At 53.0% G+C, this 25,947-nt stretch carries 26 protein-coding genes; 12 read left to right on the top strand and 14 right to left on the bottom strand.

From position 1 onward, the window contains the following. Positions 1-228: 228 nt before the first annotated feature. The 3 genes from pepA (at position 229) to DQM29_RS03990 (ending at position 5,207) form a co-directional block, all read left to right on the top strand. On the top strand, positions 229-1,740 hold the full coding sequence (gene pepA / locus DQM29_RS03980) for a leucyl aminopeptidase (RefSeq protein ID WP_111739417.1): 1,512 nt from the start codon (positions 229-231) through the stop codon (positions 1,738-1,740). 130 nt (positions 1,741-1,870) lie between these two features. Continuing rightward, the gene (locus DQM29_RS03985) at positions 1,871-2,320 is read left to right on the top strand and encodes a DNA polymerase III subunit chi (protein WP_111739418.1); all 450 of its coding nucleotides are present in this window, start codon (positions 1,871-1,873) and stop codon (positions 2,318-2,320) included. Positions 2,321-2,351: 31 nt separating this feature from the next. Next, complete coding sequence (locus tag DQM29_RS03990; protein WP_111739419.1) at positions 2,352-5,207, top strand: valine--tRNA ligase; 2,856 nt, start codon at positions 2,352-2,354, stop codon at positions 5,205-5,207. Positions 5,208-5,280: 73 nt separating this feature from the next. Here the strand turns inward: DQM29_RS03990 and DQM29_RS03995 are convergent, their stop codons facing one another. From DQM29_RS03995 to rraB, 3 genes are read right to left on the bottom strand one after another with little or no spacing between them, the layout of a single operon-like run. Beyond that, on the bottom strand, positions 5,281-5,769 hold the full coding sequence (locus DQM29_RS03995) for a phosphatidylglycerophosphatase A family protein (protein ID WP_197708861.1): 489 nt from the start codon (positions 5,767-5,769) through the stop codon (positions 5,281-5,283). A gap of 60 nt (positions 5,770-5,829) precedes the next feature. Continuing rightward, positions 5,830-6,678: an aldo/keto reductase gene (locus tag DQM29_RS04000; RefSeq protein WP_111739421.1), complete on the bottom strand. Its 849-nt coding sequence runs from the start codon at positions 6,676-6,678 to the stop codon at positions 5,830-5,832. A gap of 27 nt (positions 6,679-6,705) precedes the next feature. Next, positions 6,706-7,137 carry a ribonuclease E inhibitor RraB gene (gene rraB / locus DQM29_RS04005; RefSeq protein WP_111741980.1) on the bottom strand — a complete coding sequence of 144 codons (432 nt, stop codon included), beginning with the start codon at positions 7,135-7,137 and terminating at the stop codon, positions 6,706-6,708. 187 nt (positions 7,138-7,324) lie between these two features. On the opposite strand from rraB, the gene argF reads away from it, so the two are divergent. Next, a complete protein-coding gene (argF, locus tag DQM29_RS04010) occupies positions 7,325-8,332 on the top strand; it encodes an ornithine carbamoyltransferase (RefSeq protein WP_111739422.1) in 1,008 nt (335 codons plus the stop codon). Between the two features lie 78 nt (positions 8,333-8,410). Here the strand turns inward: argF and DQM29_RS04015 are convergent, their stop codons facing one another. Beyond that, positions 8,411-8,875: a NanQ anomerase/TabA/YiaL family protein gene (locus DQM29_RS04015; RefSeq protein WP_111739423.1), complete on the bottom strand. Its 465-nt coding sequence runs from the start codon at positions 8,873-8,875 to the stop codon at positions 8,411-8,413. 222 nt (positions 8,876-9,097) lie between these two features. Here DQM29_RS04015 and ridA point away from each other — a divergent pair, with 222 nt between their 5' ends. Then, complete coding sequence (gene ridA, locus DQM29_RS04020; RefSeq protein WP_111739424.1) at positions 9,098-9,484, top strand: 2-iminobutanoate/2-iminopropanoate deaminase; 387 nt, start codon at positions 9,098-9,100, stop codon at positions 9,482-9,484. A 77-nt stretch (positions 9,485-9,561) separates the two neighbouring features. Here the strand turns inward: ridA and rsmC are convergent, their stop codons facing one another. After that, positions 9,562-10,590, bottom strand: a complete 1,029-nt coding sequence (gene rsmC, locus DQM29_RS04025; RefSeq protein WP_111739425.1) for a 16S rRNA (guanine(1207)-N(2))-methyltransferase RsmC — start codon at positions 10,588-10,590, stop codon at positions 9,562-9,564. 159 nt (positions 10,591-10,749) lie between these two features. On the opposite strand from rsmC, the gene DQM29_RS04030 reads away from it, so the two are divergent. Together DQM29_RS04030 and rimI are read left to right on the top strand one after the other, a co-directional pair. After that, positions 10,750-11,205, top strand: coding sequence for a DNA polymerase III subunit psi (locus DQM29_RS04030; protein WP_111739426.1), 456 nt, complete (start codon positions 10,750-10,752; stop codon positions 11,203-11,205). Continuing rightward, complete coding sequence (gene rimI, locus DQM29_RS04035) at positions 11,150-11,590, top strand: ribosomal protein S18-alanine N-acetyltransferase (protein ID WP_111739427.1); 441 nt, start codon at positions 11,150-11,152, stop codon at positions 11,588-11,590. Before DQM29_RS04030 ends, rimI begins: the two co-directional genes overlap by 56 nt. A gap of 52 nt (positions 11,591-11,642) precedes the next feature. On the opposite strand, the gene DQM29_RS04040 is transcribed toward rimI, so the two are convergent. Next, a complete protein-coding gene (locus DQM29_RS04040) occupies positions 11,643-11,957 on the bottom strand; it encodes a BON domain-containing protein (protein ID WP_111739428.1) in 315 nt (104 codons plus the stop codon). Between the two features lie 325 nt (positions 11,958-12,282). Between DQM29_RS04040 and prfC the strand changes: the two genes are divergently transcribed. Further along, complete coding sequence (gene prfC, locus DQM29_RS04045) at positions 12,283-13,872, top strand: peptide chain release factor 3 (protein WP_111739429.1); 1,590 nt, start codon at positions 12,283-12,285, stop codon at positions 13,870-13,872. A 91-nt stretch (positions 13,873-13,963) separates the two neighbouring features. After that, on the top strand, positions 13,964-14,563 hold the full coding sequence (locus DQM29_RS04050; RefSeq protein WP_111739430.1) for a hypothetical protein: 600 nt from the start codon (positions 13,964-13,966) through the stop codon (positions 14,561-14,563). Positions 14,564-14,603: 40 nt separating this feature from the next. Here DQM29_RS04050 and DQM29_RS04055 read toward each other — a convergent pair whose 3' ends face one another. The 4 genes from DQM29_RS04055 to trxC form a co-directional block, all read right to left on the bottom strand. Beyond that, a complete protein-coding gene (locus DQM29_RS04055; protein WP_111739431.1) occupies positions 14,604-15,368 on the bottom strand; it encodes a transporter substrate-binding domain-containing protein in 765 nt (254 codons plus the stop codon). Between the two features lie 187 nt (positions 15,369-15,555). Then, complete coding sequence (gene pssA, locus DQM29_RS04060; RefSeq protein ID WP_111739432.1) at positions 15,556-16,911, bottom strand: CDP-diacylglycerol--serine O-phosphatidyltransferase; 1,356 nt, start codon at positions 16,909-16,911, stop codon at positions 15,556-15,558. Positions 16,912-17,132: 221 nt separating this feature from the next. Then, positions 17,133-17,867 (bottom strand): tRNA-uridine aminocarboxypropyltransferase, encoded by a 735-nt coding sequence (locus DQM29_RS04065; RefSeq protein ID WP_111739433.1) that lies wholly within the window; start codon positions 17,865-17,867, stop codon positions 17,133-17,135. A gap of 86 nt (positions 17,868-17,953) precedes the next feature. Further along, entirely contained in the window at positions 17,954-18,379 is a 426-nt protein-coding gene (gene trxC, locus DQM29_RS04070; RefSeq protein ID WP_111739434.1) for a thioredoxin TrxC, read from the bottom strand. Between the two features lie 187 nt (positions 18,380-18,566). Here trxC and DQM29_RS04075 point away from each other — a divergent pair, with 187 nt between their 5' ends. Then, positions 18,567-19,757, top strand: coding sequence for a tRNA/rRNA methyltransferase (locus DQM29_RS04075; protein ID WP_111739435.1), 1,191 nt, complete (start codon positions 18,567-18,569; stop codon positions 19,755-19,757). A 102-nt stretch (positions 19,758-19,859) separates the two neighbouring features. Here the strand turns inward: DQM29_RS04075 and DQM29_RS04080 are convergent, their stop codons facing one another. The 3 genes from DQM29_RS04080 to DQM29_RS04090 form a co-directional block, all read right to left on the bottom strand. After that, positions 19,860-20,120 carry a YfhL family 4Fe-4S dicluster ferredoxin gene (locus DQM29_RS04080; protein ID WP_111739436.1) on the bottom strand — a complete coding sequence of 87 codons (261 nt, stop codon included), beginning with the start codon at positions 20,118-20,120 and terminating at the stop codon, positions 19,860-19,862. Between the two features lie 285 nt (positions 20,121-20,405). Beyond that, positions 20,406-21,185, bottom strand: coding sequence for a creatininase family protein (locus DQM29_RS04085; RefSeq protein ID WP_111739437.1), 780 nt, complete (start codon positions 21,183-21,185; stop codon positions 20,406-20,408). An 18-nt stretch (positions 21,186-21,203) separates the two neighbouring features. Further along, positions 21,204-22,595, bottom strand: a complete 1,392-nt coding sequence (locus tag DQM29_RS04090; protein ID WP_111739438.1) for a purine-cytosine permease family protein — start codon at positions 22,593-22,595, stop codon at positions 21,204-21,206. Between the two features lie 567 nt (positions 22,596-23,162). On the opposite strand from DQM29_RS04090, the gene yfhb reads away from it, so the two are divergent. Both yfhb and tadA read left to right on the top strand, forming a co-directional pair. After that, positions 23,163-23,837 carry a phosphatidylglycerophosphatase C gene (yfhb, locus tag DQM29_RS04095; RefSeq protein ID WP_111739439.1) on the top strand — a complete coding sequence of 225 codons (675 nt, stop codon included), beginning with the start codon at positions 23,163-23,165 and terminating at the stop codon, positions 23,835-23,837. Then, positions 23,837-24,346, top strand: coding sequence for a tRNA adenosine(34) deaminase TadA (gene tadA, locus DQM29_RS04100; protein ID WP_111739440.1), 510 nt, complete (start codon positions 23,837-23,839; stop codon positions 24,344-24,346). Before yfhb ends, tadA begins: the two co-directional genes overlap by 1 nt. On the opposite strand, the gene mltF is transcribed toward tadA, so the two are convergent. Beyond that, positions 24,343-25,830 carry a membrane-bound lytic murein transglycosylase MltF gene (mltF, locus tag DQM29_RS04105; RefSeq protein WP_111739441.1) on the bottom strand — a complete coding sequence of 496 codons (1,488 nt, stop codon included), beginning with the start codon at positions 25,828-25,830 and terminating at the stop codon, positions 24,343-24,345. The two genes, tadA and mltF, sit on opposite strands and share 4 nt — an antisense overlap. Positions 25,831-25,947: the final 117 nt, after the last annotated feature.

Here is a 25,947-nt window from a genome sequence, read left to right on the forward strand (position 1 = left end):
GGAAAGCCGATACTTTCTTGGTTAATTCGCTATTTTTACTAACATCTACCATAATGGCAGGCGCCTTATTGCGCGAATCGCTAATAGTAGTGCTAATAATAGTATTAATGCGCGTAAATATTAACACGAAATGTGTCGTGTTCGTGAAAACTTCAGGTGAACGGTAAGCTGGTGGCCATTTTATCCTTAACCGCTTCGCCTTGTCTCTTTTAAGATTCAGGAGAGTGCATGGAGTTCAGTGTAAAAAGCGGTAGCCCGGAAAAACAGCGCAGCGCCTGCATTGTCGTCGGCGTTTTTGAGCCACGTCGCCTGTCGCCGATTGCCGAGCAGCTGGATAAAATCAGCGATGGCTACATCAGCGCGCTGCTTCGTCGCGGCGAGCTGGAGGGTAAGGTCGGCCAGTCCCTGCTGTTGCACCATGTGCCGAATATTCTGTCTGAACGCATTCTGCTTATCGGCTGCGGCAAAGAGCGCGAGCTGGACGAGCGTCAATACAAGCAGGTTATCCAGAAGACCATCAATACCCTTAACGACACGGGCTCAATGGAGGCGGTGTGCTTCCTGACTGAGCTGCACGTGAAGGGGCGCAACACTTACTGGAACGTGCGGCAGGCGGTAGAAACCACGAAAGAGACCCTTTACATCTTTGACCAGCTGAAAAGCAATAAGGTTGAGCCGCGTCGTCCGCTGCGCAAGATGGTGTTCAGCGTGCCGACTCGCCGCGAGCTGACCTGTGGCGAGCGCGCCATTGCACACGGCTTGGCTATTGCCGCTGGCGTAAAAGCGGCGAAAGATCTGGGCAATATGCCGCCTAATATCTGTAACGCCGCCTATCTGGCCTCTCAGGCGCGCCAACTGGCGGATGCCTATAGCGCGAGCACAACGACTCGCGTGATTGGCGAAGAGCAGATGAAAGAGCTGGGCATGAACGCCTATCTGGCCGTTGGTCAAGGCTCACAGAATGAATCTCTGATGTCGGTGATTGAGTACCGAGGCAATCCGTCTCCTGACGCCAAGCCTATCGTTCTCGTCGGTAAAGGACTGACCTTCGACTCCGGCGGCATTTCCATTAAGCCAGCCGAAGGCATGGACGAGATGAAATACGACATGTGCGGTGCGGCGTCAGTATATGGCGTGATGCGCGCCGCTGCTGAGCTTGGTTTGCCGCTGAACATTGTCGGCGTGATGGCGGGCTGTGAAAACATGCCTGGCGGGCGTGCCTATCGCCCCGGTGACGTGCTGACCACCATGTCCGGCCAAACGGTAGAAGTGCTTAACACTGATGCGGAAGGGCGCCTGGTACTGTGCGACGTGCTGACCTACGTGGAGCGCTTCGAGCCTGACGTGGTTATCGATATCGCGACGCTGACGGGCGCCTGCATTATCGCTCTGGGCCACCAGATTACCGGGCTGATGTCTAACCACAATCCGCTGGCCTCCGAACTGCTGAATGCCTCTGAGCAGGCGGGCGATCGCGCATGGCGTCTGCCAATGAGCGACGAGTATCAAGAACAGCTGGATTCCAACTTTGCCGATATGGCGAATATTGGTGGTCGCCCCGCCGGCGCCATTACCGCGGGCTGCTTCCTGTCACGCTTTACCCGCAAGTACAGCTGGGCACACTTGGACATTGCCGGTACAGCATGGCGTTCAGGCAAGGCCAAAGGCGCCACCGGTCGTCCGGTTGCGCTGTTGACGCAGTTCCTGTTGAACCGCGCCGGTCAAAGTTTCGAAGAGTAATCGCATCAAGACGAGGTTTCGATGCGCGATGCGCGGCAGCTTTATTAGCGAGCTGCGCCAGTTTTAAGCCCCTCAGAGGCCCGCACGCGGGCCTCTGACCATTACGTGAAGAGATCCGCCACGGCCCGCTATGAAGAGTGCGACATTCTATATTCTGGATAACGACAGCCTGTCCGATGGACTTACGCCCGTCGAAGCGCTGACCTGTCAGCTGGCCGCTGAGCGCTGGCGTATGGGAAAGCGTATCCTGATTTCCTGTGATTCTCAGGCACAGGCCGAGCGCCTTGACGAAGCGCTGTGGGCTCGTGATGCATCGTCGTTTGTCCCCCACAGTTTGGTCGGCGAAGGGCCTAAATACGGCGCGCCGGTTGAACTGTGCTGGCCGGGAAAGCGCGGTAGCGCGCCAAGGGATCTGCTGATTAATCTGCAAATACCATTTCCCGACTTTGCCACCGGTTTCTATGAAGTGATAGACTTTGTACCCCATGAAGACAGCCTGAAACAGCAGGCGCGCGAACGCTATAAAGTTTATCGCAGCGTCGGCTTTAACCTTTCGACGGCAACGCCGCCAGCCCTTTGAACGACATTTTTGAACGATACTAAAGAAGATCATGGAAAAAACATACAACCCGCAAGAGATTGAGCAGTCCCTGTATCAGCAATGGGAAGAAAACGGCTACTTTAAGCCGCACGGTGACACCAGCAAAGAAAGCTACTGCATCGTTATTCCCCCGCCGAACGTCACCGGTAGCCTGCACATGGGGCACGCCTTCCAGCAAACCATCATGGACGCCATGATCCGCTATCAGCGCATGCAGGGTAAAAACACCCTATGGCAGGCGGGAACCGATCACGCGGGCATTGCCACTCAGATGGTGGTGGAGCGCAAAATTGCGGCAGAAGAGAATAAGACTCGCCACGACTATGGCCGCGACGCCTTTATCGACAAGATTTGGCAGTGGAAGGCGGAGTCCGGCGGCACCATTACCCGCCAGATGCGTCGTCTGGGCGCGTCCGTTGACTGGGATCGCGAGCGTTTCACCATGGACGAAAGCCTGTCCAACGCGGTGAAAGAAGTGTTCGTTCGCCTGTATAAAGAAAACCTGATCTATCGCGGCAAGCGCTTGGTTAACTGGGATCCGAAGCTGCGCACTGCCATTTCCGATCTGGAAGTGGAAAGCCGTGAGACTAAAGGGTCTATGTGGCACCTGCGCTATCCGCTGGAGGACGGCGTTAAGACCGCTGACGGTAAGGACTATCTGGTTGTCGCTACCACCCGCCCGGAAACAGTACTGGGCGATACCGGCGTGGCCGTTAACCCGGAAGATCCTCGCTATAAAGATTTAATCGGCAAGTTTGTCGTTCTGCCGCTGGTCAACCGCCGGATTCCTATCGTTGGTGACGAACACGCAGACATGGAAAAAGGTACGGGCTGCGTGAAAATCACGCCTGCTCACGACTTTAACGACTACGAAGTCGGTCGCCGTCACGCTCTGCCGATGATCAACATTTTCACGTTTGACGCTGAAATTCGCGATGCGGCGGAAGTGTTTGACACCAACGGTGAGCCGAGCGAAGCCTATTCAGCCGAGCTGCCTGAGTCCCTGCGCGGCCTAGAGCGCTTTGCTGCCCGTAAAGCGGTTGTTGCGGCTTTTGACGCTGCCGGGCTGCTTGAAGAAATTAAACCGCACGACCTGACAGTACCTTACGGCGACCGCGGCGGCGTTGTTATTGAGCCGATGCTGACCGACCAGTGGTACGTTCGCACTAAGCCGCTGGCGAAAGTGGCTATCGAAGCGGTAGAAAACGGCGACATTCAGTTTGTGCCGAAGCAGTACGAAAATATGTACTTCTCGTGGATGCGCGACATTCAGGACTGGTGTATTTCTCGCCAGCTGTGGTGGGGACACCGCATTCCTGCATGGTATGACGCTGAAGGCAACGTATACGTTGGCCGTAACGAAGACGAAGTGCGTAAAGAGAACGGTATTGCGGCGAGCGTGGCGCTTTCTCAGGACGAAGACGTGCTGGACACTTGGTTCTCCTCTGGCCTGTGGACCTTCTCTACGCTTGGCTGGCCGGAAAATACCGAAGACCTACGCACCTTCCACCCGACTGACGTGCTGGTCAGCGGCTTTGACATCATCTTCTTCTGGATTGCGCGCATGATCATGATGACCATGCACTTCATCAAAGATGAAGACGGCAAGCCGCAGGTGCCGTTTAAGCACGTTTACGTCACCGGGCTGATTCGCGATGAAGAAGGGCAGAAAATGTCCAAGTCCAAGGGCAACGTTATCGACCCGCTGGACATGATCGACGGCATCTCGCTGGAAAGCCTGCTGGAAAAGCGCACCGGCAATATGATGCAGCCGCAGCTGGCGGAAAAAATCCGCAAGCGCACCGAGAAGCAGTTCCCGAACGGTATCGAACCGCACGGCACCGATGCGCTGCGCTTTACGCTGGCGGCGCTGGCGTCAACTGGTCGCGACATTAACTGGGACATGAAGCGTCTTGAAGGCTACCGCAACTTCTGTAACAAGCTGTGGAACGCCAGCCGCTTTGTGCTGATGAACACCGAAGAGCACGACTGCGGCCAGAACGGCGGCGAAATGACGCTGTCGCTGGCAGACCGCTGGATCCTGGCGGAATTTAACCGCACAGTAAAAGCCTATCGCGACGCGCTGGACGGCTACCGCTTCGATATGGCGGCCGGCATTCTGTATGAATTCACCTGGAACCAGTTCTGCGACTGGTATCTGGAGTTGACCAAGCCCGTCATGAGCAACGGTTCAGAGTCTGAGCTTCGCGGTACTCGCCACACGCTGGTTCAGGTGCTGGAAGCGCTGCTGCGTCTGGCTCATCCTATTATTCCGTTCATTACTGAAACTATCTGGCAGCGCGTGAAAACGCTGCGGAATATTACTGCGGACACCATCATGCTGCAGTCAATGCCGGAATACGACGAGCAGCTTAACGACGAGCAGGCTTTGGCCGATCTGGAGTGGATCAAGCAGGCCATCGTGGCGGTGCGCAACATTCGTGCCGAAATGAACATTGCGCCAAGCAAGCCTCTTGACGTACTGCTGCGCGACGCCTCTGCCGATGCAGTAAGGCGCGTTCAGGACAACGAAGGCTTTATCAACACGCTGGCGCGCCTGACGGGTGTGACCATTCTGCCTGCGGGTGACAAGGGCCCGGTCTCTGTCACCAAACTGGTAGACGGTGCTGAGCTGCTGATCCCAATGGCGGGGCTGATTGATAAAGACGCCGAGCTCGATCGTCTGACCAAAGAAGTGACGCGCATTGAAGACGAAATTGCCCGTATTGAAAGCAAGCTGTCAAACGAAGGCTTTGTTGCTCGCGCACCGGAGGCCGTGGTGGCTAAAGAGCGTGAAAAACTGACCGGTTATGCAGAGGCTAAGGCCAAGCTGCTGGAGCAGAAGGCGACGATTGCTGCGCTATAGTGATGGCGAGGTATGGCGCGAAACAGTCAAAAAAGGCCGCGAAAGCGGCCTTTTTTATCCCATAGAAAATGTCCTAGAGCATCAGCCAGTAAACCAGCTGTACAACTCCAAGTGCTGCAATTCCCGCGACAACGTCGTCTGTCATAATGCCTAAACCGCCGCTAAGGTTTTCATCGAACCAGCGGATGGGCCACGGCTTGAGAATATCGAAAAAGCGAAAGGCGACAAATGCCAGCAGCATCCAGACTATGCCGGAGGGCAGGGCGATACAGGCGATCCACATGCCGACGAATTCATCCCAGACGATGGCGCCGTGATCGTGCTCGCCAATGGCTTTGGCCGCGCTGCGGCAGGCCCAAATGCCGATAGTGAATGAAGCAACGAGAATAACGAGGTAGGCCGGAAGCGAGAACCACTGCAACAGCAGATAGTAAAAGGGAATGGCAGCAAGGGAACCAAAGGTGCCGGGTGCTTTTGGAGATAGCCCTGAGCCGAAGCCAACGGCAAGCCAGTGCAGCGGGTTACGGGCAGAGAGACGGTAAAGTTCAGGTTTTATCGTGATGCGCAAAGTCGATGTCTTCTTTTAGAGGCGGCTCTTCCCGAGCCGCCGCGTGGACGGACACTACAGCATTTCCAGCGGCACTTTCCTGGCCGGAGGTGGGAATGCAGCGTTAAGCGTGACGTAGTCTTCATGGTGAAGCTCAATGCTGAGGCTTTCTATGTTTTCCAGCATGTGCTTAACGTTAGCAGCCTTGGGAATGGTGATGACGTTGCGATCGTGAAGCACCCAGGCGATGGCGACCTGAGCCGGGCTTACGCCGTGACGCTTAGCAACCTCGATAAGCGCAGGATGCTCAAGCAGCCGAGCCTGTTCAATGGGAGAATAGGCCATAACCGGCAAGCTGTTGCTGCGACACCACGGCAGTAGATCATATTCAATGCCGCGTCGGGACAGATTATACAGCACCTGATTGGTGGCAACCTGTTCGTTGTCGACCACGGTCATTAGTTCTTCCAGATCCTCAACGTCGAAGTTGCTGACGCCCCACTGGCCAATTTTGCCCTGTTCAACCAGGTTTTCCATAGCTTCTGCCGTTTCTGCCAGCGGAATATGACCGCGCCAGTGAAGCAGATAAAGGTCGATATAGTCAGTTCCCAGCCTGCGAAGGCTGGCTTCACAGGCGGCAACGGTTCCTTCAAGACTGGCGTTTCCGGGCAGCACTTTGCTGACTAGAAAAACGTCATCACGACGCCCTTTAATGGCGGCGCCGACCACTTTCTCAGCGCCGCCGTCGGCGTACATTTCGGCGGTATCAATAAGAGCCAGTCCACGCTCAATACCCTGTTGCAGAGTGCTAATTTCCTGCTGCAGGTCTGAGCTGCGTTCACCCATAAACCAAGTACCCTGCCCGAGAACGGGCATTTCATCTCCACTGGGTAGCGTGATATAGCGCATGCGCTGTCTGGCCATCGTTGACCTCCGTTAGGTGGTTAAAGCCTAGTGACGGGGCTGCTCCCGATCTTCTTCATCCTCTTCGGCGTCGTCGTCTTCATCACCGCCGCCGTTAGGATCTTCGAAGTAGGTGCCCCAGCCGTCGTAGTTGATTTCAAAGCGTTCAGCGAGAATAAATAGCTGTTCAACCTGCTTGTCGATGATTTCTGCGTTAAGCCCCACTTCGCTGATGACGTCACAGCACAGCAGCGTCAGGCCGTCTTCTACCTCAAGCTCTTCTGGATCGGTGACTTCATAGCCCAGCTTAAAGGCTTCTACTGCCGCTTTTTCCAGCGTATCGAAGTCTTCAGAAGAAAAGTGGTGTTCAATAGCGTACAGGGCGTCCGGATCGCTACCGTCTTCCAGCAGCTCTTCAATAATCAGTCGGGTCTCTTCACGCTGTTCTTCGAGCAGTGCGTTCAGTTCATCGGTAGACATAGTGGCCATGATAGTTCTCGCTTGTAATAGTTAGTTTTGGCTATTCTCACACAGTGCCCTGATAAGCTCCACCACAAAAGCGGGCGTTCCGATTAAACTTTAGTTGATTGTGAATTTTAATTCATATAGATTGATTTTAAATTCATTTTTTATCTCTATTCCACGTACAAAGTCGAGGAGAGCGACGATGCCTCAGTTTTACCAGCGCCACCTGTTACGCTTATTGGATTTTAGCCCAGAAGAGATTCGTTCTCTGCTTTCGCTGGCGGCCTCGCTGAAGAAAGATAAAAAGGCAGGCGTTGAGAAGCCGAGGCTAAGTGGGAAAAACATCGCGCTTATCTTTGAAAAAGACTCTACCCGCACGCGCTGCGCGTTTGAGGTGGCGGCGTTCGACCAGGGGGCTAGAGTTACCTATTTGGGGCCAAGCGGTAGCCAGATTGGTCATAAAGAATCTATCAAGGACACTGCGCGGGTGCTGGGGGGCATGTATGACGGCATTCAGTATCGCGGCTTTGGTCAACAGATTGTTGAAACACTGGCGCAGTATTCCGGCGTGCCGGTGTGGAACGGCCTGACTGATGAATTTCACCCCACTCAGATTTTGGCGGATCTGCTGACGATGCAGGAGTTCCTGCCGCAAAAGAGCCTGTCAGAGATGAAGATGGCCTATCTGGGTGACGCGCGCAACAATATGGGGAATTCTCTGCTGGAGGGCGCAGCGCTGATGGGTATGGATTTTCGGCTAGTCGCACCGAAGGCCTGCTGGCCCGATCCTGTTCTGGTGGAGGCTTGCCAAAAGGTTGCTAAACAGACCGGCGCAGTGTTAACCCTGACGGAAGACGTGGCAGAAGGCGTTAGCGGGGTTGACTACCTGTATACCGACGTGTGGGTCTCGATGGGTGAGGCTAAAGAGGTTTGGCAGGAGCGTATTCGACTGCTTAAGCCCTATCAGATCAACCGTCAGGTGCTTGAGCTGACCGGTAACCCAGATGTGAAATTCTTACACTGCCTGCCGGCCTTTCACGACGACCAAACGACGATGGGAAAACAGATGGCTCAGCAGTACGGTCTCCACGGCGGTATGGAAGTGACCGACGAGGTGTTTGAATCCCCTCACAGCGTGGTATTCGTTCAGGCGGAAAACCGGATGCACACCATTAAGGCAGTGATGGTAGCGACGCTAAGTAAAGCGTAGTGCGTTCTCTGTATGATAAACAGGAAGCCCCGCACTATGCGGGGCTTCTGCTTTCAGTCTTTCGCCAATTAGCCCACCTTAAAGCGAGCTGACCAGCATCTTGACAAGCGCTTTTCGCACTTTGCCCGGTTTACCGACGGTACAAAGAGGCTTATGCAGCTCTCCCGGGTAAAAAACGATGAAGTCGCCTTCCTGCATAGCGATAAGCTTTTCCTGAGGACAGGACGGGATAAACGCCAGATCTTTCTCCGCCAGCAGGTCTTCCGAGGTTTCAGTCGCCGGAAGGTTGCTGAATCCCATGCCCTCTACGCCGTTTAGCACAATCTGAATGTCCAAATAGCGTTCATGGTACTCGGCACGGCGGCTTTCCTGCGCTTCGGTATCGTTATTTGAGACCATAACAAACGCGTTTTGACCGTCAATTTCATAGCGGCCGTCAGGGGTATCGGCGGTGACGTTTTTCTTAACGAACTCAATGGCGGCCCTGAGCTTGGCGGGTAGGTAAGGCGTAAGCTCGAGATGGTGAATATTGCCGGTAAGCATAGGAGCGATCCTTATAAAATGAAATAGCGTTTCATATTCATGAAGTCTCCCGCAATAGGCAAGGTTTTTTATTCTAATCCGTACATTGGCCGTTACATTAGCGAGATATATCGTACAGTTAAGAAGAATTGAATTTACATCTCAGGATTTGCCGCTTATGGTACATGTTTCGGTAACTGCCTTATTCAGTGGCTATAACTTAAAATAGAGAAAGGAGCACCCATGTCCCATATTATTAATACCGACAAAGCGCCCGCGGCTATTGGACCCTACGTTCAGGGCGTCGATCTGGGTAATATGATTATCACTTCCGGCCAGCTGCCTCTTGATCCAAAAACCGGTGAGTTCCCAGCAGACGTAGCCGCACAGGCGCGCCAGTCGCTGGAAAACGTCAAGGCGATTGTTGAAGCGGCGGGCCTGAAAGTGGCGGACATTGTAAAAACAACCGTATTTGTTAAAGATCTGAACGACTTTGGCACGGTTAACGCAGCCTATGAGGCGTTTTTCGTTGAGCACAGTGCGCCGTTCCCGGCTCGCTCCTGTGTAGAAGTCGCGCGTCTGCCAAAAGACGCCAAAGTTGAAATTGAAGTGATCGCTGTTCGTCGCTAAAACAGCGTTGATATAAGACGGGCTTTCCTCTTATCGATTGACTGATAAGAGGAAAGCCCGTTTTTTATGGGAAAACGCTAGCGCGATCTGGCCGCTCGGCCAAGGATCGCCTGATACACCTTGAATTTCCCCGTTTGCGCCAGTACCTCATGACTGCCAAAGGCGGCGTCGAGCAGGTTAGGGTAGGGCAAGAAAGCGTTAGCGACGATACACAGGCGCCCGCCGGGGTGCAGGTGCTTAACCGCGCCGCGGATCAGCGCCTCAGCGGCGTTGAGGTTAGTCTGTAGGCCGTCATGGAAAGGGGGATTGGAAACGATCAGGTTAAAACGCCCCTGAATATCAGAGAACACGTCGCTGGCCAGCACTTCACCGTGTAGCCCGTTGGCAGCCAGAGTTGCGCGAGCGGCTTCCAGCGCGGCAGCGTTTACGTCACTCAGCGTAAGCTTAAGCCCCGGCGCGGATTTCGCCATTGCCGCGGCAAGAACACCGGCACCGCATCCAACGTCCAGAACCATACCGCCTACGTTTTGCAGCGCAGAAAGCAGCAGTCGGCTACCGACGTCCAGCCCGTCTTGGCTGAAGACACCGGGCAGCGTTTTCACGATTAGGTCGTCCAGATGATATTCTGACCACCACTCCTCAAGAGAGAACGTTGCCTGACGTTCAAGGCGGCAGTGATATAGCCCGCAGCGGCGAGCGCTGTCAATCTTTGCGATAGCGCCGTAGTCCGCCAGCAGCGTTTCGGCGCTGCGCACTCCGCTACGATTTTCACCGACGATAAACAGTTCGCAGCCGACGGGAAGCAGAGAGAGAAGGGCATCCAGCTGGAAGCGCGCCTCTTGCTTGCTTTTCGGCCAGTAGTAAATCAGCGTATCGATGCCGTCTGTTAGCGCGGCGTCTGGCAGCAGACTAAACGTCGCTCGGTCTCCCATCGCTGGATGCAGTCGATTCCAGTGGTGATACTGGGTGCAGTAAACGCGGGTTTCTTTTGCTTCAAACCGCGCCGCGAGCGTGTCCTGAATGTCTCCGGCAAACAGCACCCGGCGTTCGGTAAATTCATCGGTATGGCGCAGTATGACTTCACTGGCCGGGGAATAAGCGGACATGACGTTCTCCTGTAAGACGGTGCGCCCTCAGCGGGATGAAAAGGTGTGCACAACGCAGGGCGGGATTATAGAGCGTTATTGTCATTGGCGGAAGTTCGTCGGGTTTGTTAGCATAACTGCCGCTATTTCATATTTTCATCACGGCAACGGACAGGAACCATGGCAACCTCACGGCGCGACTGGCAATTAGAGCAGATGGGTATCCGGCAGTATCGACTGACCCGGCCTGCTGCGCTGCGCGGTGAGGTGGCAATCACCATACCGGACGACGTGAAGGTGATCGTTATTTGTCAGACTATGCCCGAAAGCGCGTCGCCACTTTGGCTGGATCTTCTAAGAGCCATGGCGTTAACGTCAGATCGCGTGTACTGCCTAATGCTGGATAACGTGATGATGATCCCTGAAAGCGTGCGCTGTGCCTTTTGGCTGCTGGGGCTGGATGAAGCTCCTGCACTACCGTCCGCGCTACAGACACTCCCTGTGCTCAACAGCCCGTCTCTCGACGCGCTGTCGACTAATCCCGAGGCGAAGCGCCTCCTTTGGCAGCAGATCTCTCACCATGAACACCATTTCTTCCCTCACGCCGAGCGACCTGACAGCAGCCTATCGAATTGAGCTGGCCAGTCACGCCTTTCCCTGGACGGAAAAAACGCTGCAAAGCAATCAGGGGGAGCGCTACCTCAATTTAAAGCTTGAGGTCAACGGCCAGATGGCGGCATTTGCCGTTACTCAAGTTGTGCTGGATGAGGCGACGCTGTTTAACATCGCCGTTCACCCAGACTTTCAGCGTCAGGGGCTTGGACGCACGCTGCTTCAGGCTTTAATTACTGAGCTTGGCGAGCGCGGAGTGATGACCCTGTGGCTTGAAGTGCGAGCCTCAAACGCCAAGGCCATTGCCCTGTATCGATCGTTTGATTTTAACGAAGTGTCGGTAAGAAAAGGCTATTACCCCTCTGCGGAAGGGCGGGAAGACGCCGTGATTATGGCGCTGGTGCTGTAAACAGTTCTCGATCGAGCAGGCGCGCGGCGCCCGCTGATCGGGAAAGTCGGAGTTATTTAATCAGAAGATCGTTAGAGACGGAACGTACGCCCTCTACGGTTTTAGTGACGTCTACCGCAGCGCGAGCTTCATCCTTCGAACGAACAAATCCGCTTAGCTGTACGCGCCCTTTAAAGGTGGTGACGGTAATCTGAGTTGAGTGGATAGACTTTTCTCCCAACAGGGCGGCTTTCACTTTAGTCGTGACGACGGAGTCATCGAGATAGCCGCCAGTGCCTTCAGTTTTTTCCGTTGGTGCACAGGCTGCGACCGTGAGCGCAATCAGGATGGCGGCGAATAGAGCGGCAGCGGACTTCATGATTTTCATATTCATACTCCTTAACGATGGGTGAAAACAGCAAATATCGTGCTGACGGCAGCGCAAGAGGCAGCTGCGTCGAAGGATCCTGTAGCGGTTATTTTTACTGGCAGTTCTATTAACTATAGATCCTGAGCGGCGGAGCTGCGACTTATGGGGTGAGAGAATCGGGCGCAGTTTGAGTCAAAAGCCCGTCGCCGCAGGGCTGGATTGCCCTTAAGAACGAGGGTTTTTACTGTCCTTTCCTTCACCATATGTGTAAAATCCACCCCCATTGCCAGCGCGCTCCCAAAGACTTAGCGCGCCAGATCGAACCTTTGCTGAGACTACCCGGATGAATGAAACTTCAAGAGCCGCAGAAATTGCGTGCCGACGCACGTTCGCTATTATTTCCCACCCCGATGCCGGTAAAACCACGATTACCGAAAAGGTGCTGCTGTTCGGGCACGCGATCCAGAAGGCGGGAACGGTAAAGGGCCGCGGTTCAAACCAGCACGCCAAGTCTGACTGGATGGAGATGGAAAAGCAGCGCGGCATCTCGATTACCACCTCGGTGATGCAGTTTCCCTATCAGTCCTGTCTGGTTAACCTGCTGGACACCCCGGGGCACGAAGACTTCTCAGAAGATACCTACCGTACGCTGACCGCCGTTGACTGCTGTCTGATGGTGATTGACGCGGCGAAGGGCGTAGAAGATCGTACCCGCAAGCTGATGGAGGTTACGCGCCTGCGCGATACGCCGATCCTGACGTTTATGAACAAGCTTGACCGAGATATCCGCGATCCGATGGAGCTGTTGGACGAAGTCGAAAGCGAGCTGAAGATCATGTGTTCTCCTATTACCTGGCCTATTGGCTGCGGCAAGCTGTTTAAAGGGGTCTATCACCTGTACAAGGATGAAACCTACCTTTATCAAAGCGGCATGGGGCACACTATTCAGGAAGTCCGCATTGTTAAGGGGTTAGACAACCCTGAGCTAGACGCTGCCGTAGGTGAAGACTTAGCGAACCAGCTGCGCGAAGAGCTGGAATTGGTCAAGGGCGCTTCTCACGAGTTTGATCTGGAGACTTTTCTGGCCGGTGAGCTGACGCCAGTCTTTTTCGGCACTGCCCTCGGTAACTTTGGCGTAGACCACATGCTGGACGGCCTGGTTGAATGGGCACCTGCGCCGATGCCGCGTAAAACTAACGTGCGTGAAGTTAACGCCGAAGAAGAGAAGTTTTCCGGCTTTGTGTTCAAAATTCAGGCCAACATGGATCCTAAACACCGCGACCGCGTAGCCTTTATGCGCGTGGTGTCTGGTACCTATGAAAAGGGCATGAAGCTGCGTCAGGTGCGTACCGGCAAAGACGTGACAATTTCCGATGCGCTGACCTTTATGGCTGGGGACCGCTCCCATGTGGAAGAGGCTTATCCCGGCGACATCATTGGTTTGCACAACCACGGCACGATTCAAATCGGCGATACCTTCACTCAGGGTGAAGACATGAAGTTCACCGGGATCCCGAACTTTGCGCCAGAGCTGTTCCGCCGCATTCGCCTGAAGGATCCTCTCAAGCAGAAACAGCTGCTGAAGGGGCTGGTGCAGCTGTCTGAAGAGGGCGCGGTTCAGGTTTTCCGCCCCATTGCCAACAACGACCTGATCGTTGGTGCAGTCGGCGTACTGCAGTTTGACGTGGTGGTTTCCCGCCTCAAGAGTGAGTATAACGTCGAGGCTATCTATGAGTCGGTGAACGTATCAACTGCCCGCTGGGTCGAATGCAAAGACGCGAAGAAACTAGAAGAGTTTAAGCGTAAAAACGAGATGAATATTGCCCTCGACGGCGGCGATAACCTGAGCTATATCGCCCCGACGATGGTTAATCTCAATCTGACTCAAGAGCGCTACCCTGACGTGGAGTTCCATAAAACGCGGGAACATTGATTTTACAGAATGTGAATTCTGTGAAGAGCAAACCCGGCGCCAGTACCGGGTTTATTTTGAGCAGGGATACAGAGATGAGAGGGATACTTTAATGGCACTACTGAGAGCCGGCATTTGTTTTGGCATCCTGTTAGGCTTGAGTCTGCCATCTTTGGCTAATTCTTCGCTGGAAGACTCAGTGAGGGTGGTTCTTCTCGGCTTTCAGCAGCAGGATGCCCAAAAGATTAACGCAATGATCCATGCAGACAGGGGGCTGTGCGTGATGTTCCGGCGCGGTGCGCCGAACACCTACGAGTGTGTTGAACGCCTAGATTTTAGCGCTCCTGTTCCCGAGTATTTACCCTATGAGAAACTTTCTCAGCGCGCGCTAGAGCGGTATGGAAAAACTATCCACTACGGTGGCGAGCCCAGATTTGAATGTGTCAAAGAGCGCTGGAGCGCGTTTGGACTTTTCATCGGTAAACTAGGGGCTAACCATATGCTGTCAGAAAGTGCGGAATGGCTGAAAAAGTATGAAAGACCGGATTCACCGGATGAAGATATTTCTGCCATGAAACACCTTGAGGCGACAAGCCATCGAGTGATATTCGCGACAGAGGACGGGGAATCGCTGATCTTTCACTTAAGCCTTATAAAGGGCAAGTGGTATTTGACGCTGCTGGATCGACTGAGCGGTGACTGCAGTGCCTGATAAAACGGCTCCGATAGCGGAGCCGAAATAGGCGTGAGAGTTACTCGGTACGTATTTTCCACTGTTTGGCCAATTGAGACTTGGTCTCTCCCGCCAGCCAGACGTTGATGCTTTCTAAAAGCTGAGTATCGTTCTTTTTCACCATATAGACTTTGTGGCTTTCGGTGCCGGCAAACGGCTGCTGGGTTGCCATGCACAGGACGCCGGGCTCTTTATTCTGATAGTAGTCCCCTTCAATCAGATCGGTCACCATCATGTCAGCGGTGCGATCGCGCAGCGCCTGTAGGTTATCGTAGTTGTCTTTAACGCGGATAACCTGCGCTTTTTTAATGTTTCCATCAACGAAGCTTTGGTTGGTGCCGCCCGGGTTAACCACGACTTTGACGCTGGGTTGGTCAATTTTTTCCAAATCTCCCAAAGATCCCGCAACGGCGCACCCAGCCAGCGCGATTTTACCGTTTGGCACAATAGGCTTAGTCAGGCCAAACTCGGCTTCACGCTTCGCTGTTGCGGTCACGCCGCCCATGGCAACGTCAAACTTGTCAGCGGCCAGATCGCTGGAAAGGGACGGCCAACTGGTCAGCACGAATTCCACGTTGAGCTTCAGGTCTTTTGCCAGCGCTTTTGCCATATCAACATCGTAGCCGACTAATTTTCCGTCGGCATCGTGGTAGGCAAGAGGAGCATAGTCGCCGGGAACGCCGACTTTAAGGGTTCCCGCCTGCTGAATGTCGGCCATGGTTCGGGCTTCCACCTGCATTGCGGTGAGGATCAGTGCGGAACTCAGTAAAACGCGCAGCTTCATAATGATTACTTCCTGTCTGTGTGAGTCATTGTGTTGCATTAATAAAACACGAACACAGGAAAGAATGCTAGCAAAAAGCGTAGGTCGTCAGCATGAATGGCGGTTTTAACAGAGTGATATATATTGGTTTTTCTGCGGATATCAGCATTAAAAAGCCCCGCCAAAGGGCGGGGCTGGGAAGTATTGACTACAGGATGCGGCTAATCAGGCGGTCGATTCTGATACGCCTCAGTCGGCGTATCAGCTTGCGGATTTTCACCGGATAAAACTGCATGCTCTGCAGCTGTTGGAAGTGATTAATCACGAAAGTGTGAGTGCGAATTAGCGCCAGCTCATTTTGACTCTCTTCCTTCAGCTCCTGCTTGGGATCGTGGATCAAAATGGCGTTTTCCAGATCGAGATGCCAAGCGCGGGGGTTCAGGTTGTTGCCTGTTATCAGCATCCAGCTGTCGTCGACCCACATGCCCTTCAGGTGATAGGTGTTGTCTTCATCTTTCCACAGGCGCACTGTCAGTAGGCCGTCATCGACGTAGCGCTGTAGGCGAGTGACGAAGCGACGCAGGTTGATTTCGTACAGATAGGGCAGCGCGCCAATGATTTTGAACGGCTGATCTTCGGGAATGTAGAAGTCGTTGGCGGTTTTGTCGCCGACGATAATTTCAACCTGTTTGCCCTGACGCAGCAGGCAGATGATGTTTTTTACCAGCTGAGCAGGCAGATTAAAGTAGGGAGTACACAGCGTGAGCTTGTGCTCGGTACTGTTCATCAGACGGTCGATGACTTTGTTCAGCGGGCTATGTCGCCCAAGGCCTACCAGCGGCGTGACGGACAGCTCGTCGTTCGAGGCGCTGTTTTCAAACTCGTATCCGCTCTGGCGCAGGCTTTGCCTGAATTTTTTGATATCGCCTTTGATTTCGGGGCTGCGTGGGCGATTGTGACAGTCGAGATTTCTGACCGCTTCTGCTGGCAGCAGGTGCTGTTTAACGTAATCCACCATGCTGTTTGCCAACGAGGCATTGGTAATCAGCTGATAGCGATCGTAGCGGTATTTGTCGTGGCGATGAAGATAAACGTCGTTAACGCTGGCGCCAGTGTAGGCGACAGTATCATCAATAATGCTGCCTTTAAGGTGCAGAACGCCCAGCGCTTCGCGGGTGTTAACGGGAACGCCGTAAACGGGAACGCACACGTTAGGAAAGCGTTCGGCCATTTTGCAGTACCAGTCAGCATTGGTGCTGCTGGCGGCATCGCCGATGCGGCCACGCTGAGCGCGGTGCCAGTCAACCAGAATGGCAACTTCAAGATCGGGGCGAGCTTCTTTAGCCTGATAGATAGCCGACAGCACGTCAATCCCGGCGTCGTCATGTTCCAGATATAGAGCAATCAGATAGATGCGTTTTTCTGCACGGCCTATCAAATCAAGCAGCTGAGCGCGGTAGTCGCCTGGGCCTGATAATACGTCGATATTATCAATGTGTTGGCGGATCTTCGGCAGTTGTGCAAGGTGTTGTTGAGATTTCTTACGTTTAAATGATGACAACATCACAGTGCATTCTTCTCTTTGTTGGGTTACGGCAGCTGCCGCAACGAGCAATGATAATAATGAATCAGGTCGGATCGGGTAATATTATCACCACTTTTCCTGAATGTGACGAAAAAAACCGAATGAATCTGGCAAAACTGCTGCTGAGGTAACAGTTTTGCCGAGGCGGGATTTTTATCTTTTTGATATTAAATAATAAGTTAAGTGCAACACATCCCGTTTTACTGTGAAGCTAAAATACGTTCCAGAGGCACGTTGGCTTTTCCCGCCAGATAGCGTTGCCGGAATTCGCTAAAGTGCGCCGCAAGTCGCTCGGCTGCGGGCTGCTGCTCCGCCAGCTGCAAAAGGCTGACAGCAACTTCCGCAGTACAAAGCTGTTCTTTATGGCTTGCTTCCCTTAGGCGATAGTCTGAGCTTTCTAAACTTTCAATCGACAGAACTGGCAGAGCGTCCAGATAGGGGCTTTTACGGAACATCTTTCTTGCTTCAGTCCATGTGCCGTCAAGAATGATAAACAGAGGTAGTTTACCCGCTTCAGGAGCAACCTGTGTGGTGACGCGTTCAGCATTAGCGTAGGACGCAGGAAAAATCACGTAAGGCTGGTAGTGCGGTGAGGAAAGCAGCGCCAGTAAGTCGGCGGGCGGTTCCGTGCGAGACCATAAAAAGGCCTCTGTATTGAGCAGTACATCGGCAATCAGTCGACCCGTATTGCTGGGCTTAAGGGGCTCGGTATCGTACATCACCAGACAAAAACGGCAGTCTGCATGGGCCGTTGAAAGCGTATGGCACAGGCAGAGCTTTTTAGGCAACAGGCAGCGTTGGCAGCGGATCACACGCCCGCCGCGCGCTTGAAATGGGCGCGTAGACTGAGCCAACCGCTCTTCACGAAGCCTGAGGACGGCGTTGTGGGCTGTACTGTCGCTTGAACGGGGTGAAGAGAGTTCGTCGTCTGCCATTATCGTGTCCGTCGGTTTACTGTACCGATAATATGAAAAAGGCGCATGATAACGGATCGTGCGCCTGAGTCATCGGATTTTTTACACTATTCGCCGAGCGCTTCGTCTAGCCACTGGTTAAACGGCTCTTTAGGCATAGCGCCGTTTAAAACATCAACGCGTTCACCGTTTTTAAATACCATAATGGTCGGTATACTGCGAATACCAAAGCGCGCGCTGAGAGCGGGTTCGGCTTCTGTATCGACCTTAATAAAACGGATAGCGTTAGCCCTGTCCTGAGCGATATCTTCAAAGATAGGTGCGAAGCTGCGGCAGGGGCCGCACCAGGGGGCCCAGAAGTCAATCACAACCGGCAGGTCATCGCTGAGCAGCGCATCAAAAGAAGACGCAGTGGCGTTGATGACTTCTCCGTCAAAAAGCGCGTGCCCACAGCGGCCGCACTTGGCGTTTTCTTCCAGACGTTCATCGGGAACGCGGTTTTTGGTGTGGCAGGAAGGGCAAAGCGTATTCATGAGTGACCTCAGTCAAAATTGCATAAGACATAATCGCGATAAGTATGGTTAAGGCTTGGCAAATCAACAACGGGGTTTTATCGATAGCTATAATAGTTTTAGGCTTTGACTTATTCATTAGTGGCTAACCGCCGTAACATCGGGTAATCTGCGCGCCGGATGCGGTGGTGAAGTGGAGAAATTAATTATGAGCGATTCGTTTAACGGCAAGAGCGGAAAAGTCAAAGTGATGTATGTCCGCAGCGAAGACGACAAGGGCGGCAAAGACGAAAGCAGAAGCGGCAAGCGCCCAGACAGAAGTCGCGATGGCCAGAAAAGCGCGGGTCGAGGAGATCGAGATCGTGATGGTCAGAGAGGCGGCGGCCGAGGCGACCGTGACCGCGATGGTCAGAGAAGCGCAGGTCGAGGTGACAGAGATCGCGACGGTCAAAGAAGTGCGGGTCGAGGCGATCGTGACCGCGGACCTCGCTGGGGCGATGAACAGCGTCCACGTGCACCGGTTCGCCAAGCCGATGAACGCCCACCTCGTTCCGCCTGGCAGGCCAGACTTCAGGATGCCAGTGAGCCAGAAGCCGAGCCGTTTGACCACGGCGGCATCAGCGGAAAAAGCCAAATCGACCCGGCTCAGCTTCGTCGCCAGCGAGAAGAAGAAAGTAAGGTTTACGGCGAGAACGCCTGTCAGGCGCTCTACCAGAGTCGTCCTGAAGCTATCGTTCGCGCCTATTTTGTGCAGTCTGTGACTCCACGCTTTCGCGATGCACTGCGCTGGATGGCTGCTAATCGCAAGGCTTACCACGTTGTTGATGAGCAGGAGCTGGCGAAAGTGTCCGGCACTGAACACCACGGCGGCGTCTGTTTTCTGATTAAAAAGCGCCCCGGCTTAAGCGTGGCCAACTACCTTCAAAACGCACCGGCTAACGACTGCGTGATGGCGTTGGATAACGTAGGCAACCCCCATAACTTGGGAGGAATGGTTCGCTCATGCGCCTTCTTCGGCGTGAAAGGCGTTCTGCTGCGGGATCCGGGCCAGCTGGAATCTGGTGCAGCTGTGCGCACTGCCGAAGGCGGTGCTGAACGACTGACTGCTATCGGATGCGACGACTTTTCTCAGGCGCTGGACGAGTTTCAGCGTGCGGGATACTCCGTCGTTGTGGTTGGCAAAGGTGAAGGTGAGCGGGCGCTGCTGTCGTCGCTTTCATTCCCAGCCAAGACAGTGCTGGTGCTGAGCGAAGAGAGAGACGGGCGCTCAAGCCTAGCGGCTAAGCAGAGCGATCTCAGCGTTGAGATTGACGGTGCCGGTCAGTTGGAAAGTCTGAACGTATCGGTTACCGCAGGCGTACTGCTAGCGGCATGGTGGCGCCAGTTCGGCTCAAAATAGTTGAGGCGATACGCTGAAAAAAGGGACGCTTGCGTCCCTTTTTCTATTCATGGCCTACGGAAAGCTAAACGATAGCTACATTGACTCCATATAGGGGAAGGATTAGAGCTTGTCGGCGTGGTGCAAAAGAACAAACTTATCCCAAAGCGCTTCGTTGGTTTCTGGGTGCTCAGGATCGTGAATGATAGTGTTGTCGATAGGGCACACCTTCATGCAGGTAGGCTCATCATAGTGACCGACGCACTCGGTACAGAGGTCGGGGTTAATTTCATAAATCTCATCCCCCATGGAAATCGCCTGATTAGGGCACTCCGGTTCGCACATATCGCAGTTTATGCAGCGTTTGGTGATTAGTAGAGCCATTTCAATAAATTATTTATTCAGTGCCGACAGGGGAAGTATCAATATAGCAATATAAGCTTTTGCACCATATTGACTCTTAATCTTCATACTAAAACGCATTATAGCGACAATGAGTCTGATTTTATATTAATCGTCATTTTTATAGCGGTTTGAAAAGTTCTGAATACGCTTTTCACTGCTTCCCACACCGGGAATGTTATCTGAAGTTTCCGGTGTGGGAAGCTGCTTTATTGCTTAGTCTGTTTAAAGGCGTATCGATAAGGCCAGTGTACTTGCGCTAGTTCTCTAACTCAGGCGTCTGTCATAGTTCCAGTCGGTTTTCTCCAGTTCCAAGATACTTTCGACAACCACATCTACCAGGGCATCTAACATCTTTTGGCCTTTCTCTATGCTGGCTTTGGTGGGATCCCCCGTTGCGCCAGTAGCGGAAACTTCGGAGATATCCCACATCAGCTGTATATGTTTACCGTGCCGAATACTGTCATCGGGCATCTGCCGTACGGCTTTGCTTAAATCGCATAAGTCAGGGCGTACCGCAGCCGTAATTGAGGACTCTCCTTCACCTCCGTGGCCGAGGCCGTCCCAGTCATCAAAAAAATCCTTTCCCAGTCTGTCTCCCATCAGGTACCACCACGCGGGTAAAAAGGCGAAGACAACGTCTTTATGACGCGCTTTGACTTTTCTCTGGGCAATGTCCAAAGCCGGAATATTTCCGTCGTGACCGTTGAGTACAAAAATGTGCTTAATACCGTACTGGATTAGGCTTTCGAACATATCCTCTGCAATAGCGATAACGGTCTCGAACCTGAGCGTTACGGCCATTGGGTTGGCGTTATAGTGCATTGACGTACCGAAAGGGACTCCCGGGACAACGATGGTTCGTTCCAACTTTTGCGCTGCCCGGCAGGCTACTTCTGTCGGTACAAACAGATCGGGACCGAGAGGCAGATGTCCACCGTGGCTTTCGCAGCTGCCAAAGATTGTAATGGCGCTGTCTATCTTATTTTCGGCAAAAAGCGGTTCTAATTCGCTGGTGCTAAATTCGTTTAATAGGACTTTTTTCATTGTATTACTCCTCAATAATTAGTTCACTGGCACACGGCTTTTAGCCCATAGAGGAAACAAACAGGTGTATAAAATAACGGTAATAAACAGCGCTAATAGTCCTGTAGGCCAGTCAGTTAAAATACCGAAAAGGGAGAAACCAAGCCCTAGGATCATGCCCACAGAGGCACTAATAACGCCAGCGGGGTTGATTGCCGGTTGGCGCTCAAGCTCGCTAAGGGCGTATTGACCTTTCTTTATCAAATAGAAATCAGCCAGCAGAGGTCCGGCTAAAGGCGGGGCCATGATGCCTAGATAGTTGATGAAGTCAGCAAACAGGATTTGATAAAAGCCGATAGCGCCGAGTAGCGTACCGAGGATGCCTACAGTCAAGATAAGCTTTTTCTTATTAACGGGCAGTCCGAATGATTTTAGCACCGGCCCGGTATAGAGCGAGTTGCAGTAGAGCTCTGCGTCGTTGGTTGTCCACAGCGACAGTGTCCAGGTTATTACGCCCAGAAAAGCCAGCAGGAAGCTCTTTTCCATCATCCAGACGACATAGTTCGGCATTCCCACTGTCATTGTGCCGATATAGCCGACAACGTTTAGCAGCGGGTTGGTGAAAATGAAGCAGGCTGCAGCGCCCCACAGCACAGCACTCACTGATTTATTGAAGCGAAACAGGTCGACGCCCATAACCGCTCCAGCAATCCAGCTACCGATGACCATGGTAATTGCCGTTGGTAGTGAAAGGCCGCTGTTTTGGCTGGACTTTTCAATAAAAATTGACAGCCCTCCACCTTCGTTAAGCATGGCGATCCCTGTCACGATGGCAATTATCATGATGATAGGAGAGACGGGGATAGCGATAATCTCCAGCCCTTTCATGCCATAGAGTGACGTAAGCGTAAACACTAGGCCAAATACGGCGCAGGTAACAAAAACCTCCAGCGTGATGGGAGCGCCGCTTTGACCAAACGTAGCGGGATCGAAGAGAGTGATGCCTGTAGGATTGCCAATAAAAGAGCCCCAAATGTCGCCAACCATTCCCGTAATGGCAGCAAACCAGCCGAGTGTCAAAAGGCCCATTGCGATCATTGGCAGATTTGTGCCCTGCCTGCCATAGGAATATCTGCTGATTAAAGCCAGACTGAGTCCGGTTTTTTGCGCCATGATGCCCAGCAGTGATGTCAGAATGAATAGCGCACCCATTCCAATAGCGATTGCCAGCATCGCCATGGGAAACGGCATTCCGGGATTACCGCCTACACCGGCTAGCGCCCCCCCAATGAATAAACCTGTTGCAACGTATCCAAATCCTATCCATACCAGTACCTGCTTCCAAGTAGGTCGACGAGCAGAGAGAGGTATCGGCGTAAACATAAAGTCAGCGTCGTCGGCTGTAGGCTGTGTTTTTTGTGTTATTTCCATTGTTTTGTTTTTCCTGAATTTGTGAAGTAGTCATATTTCTATCTGTTTTATGTTTTGTTCAGTAAAAAACATCTTGGCTCATAGAACGAGTGTGCCGAGGAAAGCTATCGTATAGCGAGCTCCATATACGGTAAGCGTCGGATCTATCGTTCATTTATTTTATATATGATCCACTATTTATCTTAAAGCAGACCTATTGGAGATAACAGTCTCATTAAATGAAACGTTAAATTGTACTGAAAGAAAACGACACAGTGAGTATTCCAACCGGTGAAATGCGTATACAACAGAACAAAAGGGAGTCATACAAACCCAAAGGCAACGATTTTCTATAACGTCATTCAGTAAAGCTCAAGAAGAGAGTGTGCTTTCACGAGCCGCCGTTGACATAGACTCGCAGCGAAGCGGGGGAAGGAATTATGTTCATGAAGCGGCTTACTCCCTATCTGGGTTAAGATATAGCGTAGTGAAAGAGCGCTTAATTGAACGCTAGAGGTATCAACAAGTAAGGTATACTTAGCGGTAATATTTCGGCTTAAGCTTAACGCGACTAAAAGGAGCTCGGCTTTGTCTGACGGCAGCACTCAGCGGCGTAACGTATTTTTCGATCTGGACGGCACTCTGCATCAGCAGGATCTGTTTGGCCTATTTCTTCGCTATTTGATTCATAGCCTGCCTGCGAACCTGCTGCTGCTTATTCCGCTGCTGCCGGTGATTGGCGTAGGGCTTTTGGTTAACGGCCGTTCAGCTCGCTGGCCGGTTAGCCTGATGCTGTGGGCAATGACGGCTGGACATCCGCAGAGCCGGTTAAACTGGCTGATGGAGCGCTTTGCGCAACAGAATAAAAGTAGGCTAACCCCTTTTCCGCAAGTACAGGCGCGGCTGGCGGACTATCTCGATGATCCAAACACTTCAGTTTGGCTGCTGACGGGCTCGCCCCAGCTGCTGGTGGAAGCCGTGTATGGCGACAGTTTTTTCCTGCCTCGCGTTAACCTGATCGGTACTCAAATAGCCTATCGCTACGGCGGCTGGACGATTGACATGCGCTGCCTGAATAAAGAAAAGGTGGTTCAGCTTGAGCAGAGGCTGGGCAAACCTCTTGCGCTCTATAGCGGCTACAGCGACAGCGAACAGGATGATCCCGTGATGGTTTTCTGCCTGCACCGCTGGCGAGTTGACGCTCAGGGTAATTTAACCGAGCTGGGTGGCGACAAGGCTTCTGACGTGAAGGAAAACGGTTGATGATAGGCCTTCGCAGTGATGAAGAGTGGATGCGCTACGCACTGTCGCTCGCCAAGCGTGCGGACGACGAAGGCGAAATCCCCGTTGGTGCGGTGCTGGTGCTGGATAATCAAGTTATCGGCGAGGGTTGGAACAGGCCAATCGGCCACCACGATCCGACAGCGCATGCGGAGATTATGGCACTGCGGCAGGGCGGGGAGACGCTACAAAACTACCGACTGTTGGGAGCGACTCTCTATGTAACTCTAGAGCCGTGCATTATGTGCGCAGGCGCGATGGTGCATAGCCGAATTGCGCGGCTGGTGTACGGTGCCAGCGATTTTAAAACCGGAGCGGCAGGTTCTCTGATCGATATTCTTGGGCACCCCGCAATGAACCATCGAGTGGAGGTCACTGCCGGCGTGCTGGAGGACGTTTGCTCGTCCAGCCTGAGCGATTTCTTTCGCCGTCGCCGAGAGCAGATTAAGGCCGAAAAGGCCAAATCGTCGAATGACTCAAGTGCCGCTTAGTTCGGTGGAGCTGTCTGAGTGACCTGGTTGGGCATAACGGCCGGATAGGCGCTGCCGACTCCGGCCTGAATCACTCCAGTGAGAGGCACTCTTGCTGTACGCTTTTCCTTCTCTTTTTCCTGAAGGTAGCCCATCAGGCTTATCTGATAGCGTCGGATATTTTCCACAAAATGATAGGCCTGATACCCCTTGGCGTAGCCGTAGCGCGTCTGGCTGTAGTACTGCTTTTGCGTCAGCATGGTTAATCGCTTTTTGACTTCGGCCCAGCTGTCAGGATCGCCACCCTGCTTTTCGGTAAGGCTTCTGGCATCCATCATATGGGAAAAACCCATATTGTAGGCCGCGAGCGCAAACCAGATTTTTTCATCCTCAGCGATAGTGCCCGGCAGCTTTTCCATCAGCTGTTCGAGGTAGACGAGCCCGCCGCGAATGCTTTGTTCAGGATCCAGACGATCGGTAACGCCGAGAGAGTCGGCAGTGTTGCGCGTCAGCATCATGATCCCGCGCACGCCCGTTGATGACGTAGCGGTCGGGTTCCAGTGGGATTCCTGATAGGCGATGGCCGCCGCTAGCCGCCAGTCTATTTGCCGGGCGTATTTTTCAAACAGAGGGCGCAGCTCGGGGAGAACGCCGTCGATAGCGTTAAGAAACGTTTTGGTGTCGACATAGTTAAATTCGCCGACGTGGCCTAGATATTTCTCTTCCAGTTTGGCAAATCGGCCGTCTTCATTAATCTGGTTAAAAAAGTCTAGCATGGCCGCATTTAGGCTGTTGTCGTCGCTTTTACGGGTGTACCACACCACCGGTTCTTCTTCGGTTAGGTCAAACGCGACGGCTAGCGTAGGGTAAATTCGCTGCAAAATAGCGATCGTGACGGAGTCGGTAATTGTGTAGTCCAGCTCGCCGCTAGCAACCTGCTTAAGCAGGTCAGTTGAGGTGTTCGCTGTTGTGGTTTCCCACGTCAGTTCGGGATAGGCACTTTTCTTTTTCTGATGAAGCATGGAGATACTGGCTGAGCCGGACACCACGCTCAGGCGGCCCTTAAGATCTTTTAAGGATGATGGTTTAACGGCGCTTTGCCGATATACCAGCTGTTGAGAGACAGAATAGTAGGCCGGACCTGCGTTCAGCGCCTTCATCCGTTCCTGATTAAATATAAGGCCGGCGGCCAGCATGTCGGCTTCGCCGCCCGTCAGCCCTTTGAACAGATCGGTAACGCTGCGATGGGTTTTGATATTTAGCTTTACGCCAAGATAGCTGGCAAACATCTCAGCCAGTTCGTAGTCCAGCCCTTTAATACCGCTGTCGTCTTTGTAGTAATAGGGGGCGACGTTCAGCGTATGAACGTTGAGTTCACCGCGCGCGATGATTTTTTGCAGCTGGGTGTCCCCGCTGCTTTTCCAATACAGAATTGGCCACAGCGTGAGCATCAGCAAGAGAGTGACTGCGCCAATCAGCAGATAGTTGGTCTTTAACAGCTTCAATAGTTTTTCTCTAAACAAATAGCGACCACAGCGTTAACGGCTATGGTGTTGATGGCTTAGCGTCGCGTCTTTTGGTTGTTAAATTAAAAAGTTACTCTTATTTCTGCCGTTGGCGGG

Origin of the sequence: Leminorella richardii, assembly GCF_900478135.1 — a bacterium.
GTDB classification, from domain to species: Bacteria; Pseudomonadota; Gammaproteobacteria; order Enterobacterales; family Enterobacteriaceae; genus Leminorella; species Leminorella richardii.

What these genes read in the sequence shown, in the direction of transcription:
- pepA (WP_111739417.1), top strand. Translation starts at nt 229, where the DNA reads ATGGAGTTCAGTGTAAAAAGCGGTAGCCCGGAAAAACAGCGCAGCGCC.
- DQM29_RS03985 (WP_111739418.1), top strand. Translation starts at nt 1,871, where the DNA reads ATGAAGAGTGCGACATTCTATATTCTGGATAACGACAGCCTGTCCGAT.
- DQM29_RS03990 (WP_111739419.1), top strand. Translation starts at nt 2,352, where the DNA reads ATGGAAAAAACATACAACCCGCAAGAGATTGAGCAGTCCCTGTATCAG.
- DQM29_RS04000 (WP_111739421.1), bottom strand. Translation starts at nt 6,678, where the DNA reads ATGGCCAGACAGCGCATGCGCTATATCACGCTACCCAGTGGAGATGAA.
- rraB (WP_111741980.1), bottom strand. Translation starts at nt 7,137, where the DNA reads ATGTCTACCGATGAACTGAACGCACTGCTCGAAGAACAGCGTGAAGAG.
- argF (WP_111739422.1), top strand. Translation starts at nt 7,325, where the DNA reads ATGCCTCAGTTTTACCAGCGCCACCTGTTACGCTTATTGGATTTTAGC.
- DQM29_RS04015 (WP_111739423.1), bottom strand. Translation starts at nt 8,875, where the DNA reads ATGCTTACCGGCAATATTCACCATCTCGAGCTTACGCCTTACCTACCC.
- ridA (WP_111739424.1), top strand. Translation starts at nt 9,098, where the DNA reads ATGTCCCATATTATTAATACCGACAAAGCGCCCGCGGCTATTGGACCC.
- rsmC (WP_111739425.1), bottom strand. Translation starts at nt 10,590, where the DNA reads ATGTCCGCTTATTCCCCGGCCAGTGAAGTCATACTGCGCCATACCGAT.
- DQM29_RS04030 (WP_111739426.1), top strand. Translation starts at nt 10,750, where the DNA reads ATGGCAACCTCACGGCGCGACTGGCAATTAGAGCAGATGGGTATCCGG.
- rimI (WP_111739427.1), top strand. Translation starts at nt 11,150, where the DNA reads ATGAACACCATTTCTTCCCTCACGCCGAGCGACCTGACAGCAGCCTAT.
- DQM29_RS04040 (WP_111739428.1), bottom strand. Translation starts at nt 11,957, where the DNA reads ATGAAAATCATGAAGTCCGCTGCCGCTCTATTCGCCGCCATCCTGATT.
- prfC (WP_111739429.1), top strand. Translation starts at nt 12,283, where the DNA reads ATGAATGAAACTTCAAGAGCCGCAGAAATTGCGTGCCGACGCACGTTC.
- DQM29_RS04050 (WP_111739430.1), top strand. Translation starts at nt 13,964, where the DNA reads ATGGCACTACTGAGAGCCGGCATTTGTTTTGGCATCCTGTTAGGCTTG.
- DQM29_RS04055 (WP_111739431.1), bottom strand. Translation starts at nt 15,368, where the DNA reads ATGAAGCTGCGCGTTTTACTGAGTTCCGCACTGATCCTCACCGCAATG.
- pssA (WP_111739432.1), bottom strand. Translation starts at nt 16,911, where the DNA reads ATGTTGTCATCATTTAAACGTAAGAAATCTCAACAACACCTTGCACAA.
- DQM29_RS04065 (WP_111739433.1), bottom strand. Translation starts at nt 17,867, where the DNA reads ATGGCAGACGACGAACTCTCTTCACCCCGTTCAAGCGACAGTACAGCC.
- trxC (WP_111739434.1), bottom strand. Translation starts at nt 18,379, where the DNA reads ATGAATACGCTTTGCCCTTCCTGCCACACCAAAAACCGCGTTCCCGAT.
- DQM29_RS04075 (WP_111739435.1), top strand. Translation starts at nt 18,567, where the DNA reads ATGAGCGATTCGTTTAACGGCAAGAGCGGAAAAGTCAAAGTGATGTAT.
- DQM29_RS04080 (WP_111739436.1), bottom strand. Translation starts at nt 20,120, where the DNA reads ATGGCTCTACTAATCACCAAACGCTGCATAAACTGCGATATGTGCGAA.
- DQM29_RS04085 (WP_111739437.1), bottom strand. Translation starts at nt 21,185, where the DNA reads ATGAAAAAAGTCCTATTAAACGAATTTAGCACCAGCGAATTAGAACCG.
- DQM29_RS04090 (WP_111739438.1), bottom strand. Translation starts at nt 22,595, where the DNA reads ATGGAAATAACACAAAAAACACAGCCTACAGCCGACGACGCTGACTTT.
- tadA (WP_111739440.1), top strand. Translation starts at nt 23,837, where the DNA reads ATGATAGGCCTTCGCAGTGATGAAGAGTGGATGCGCTACGCACTGTCG.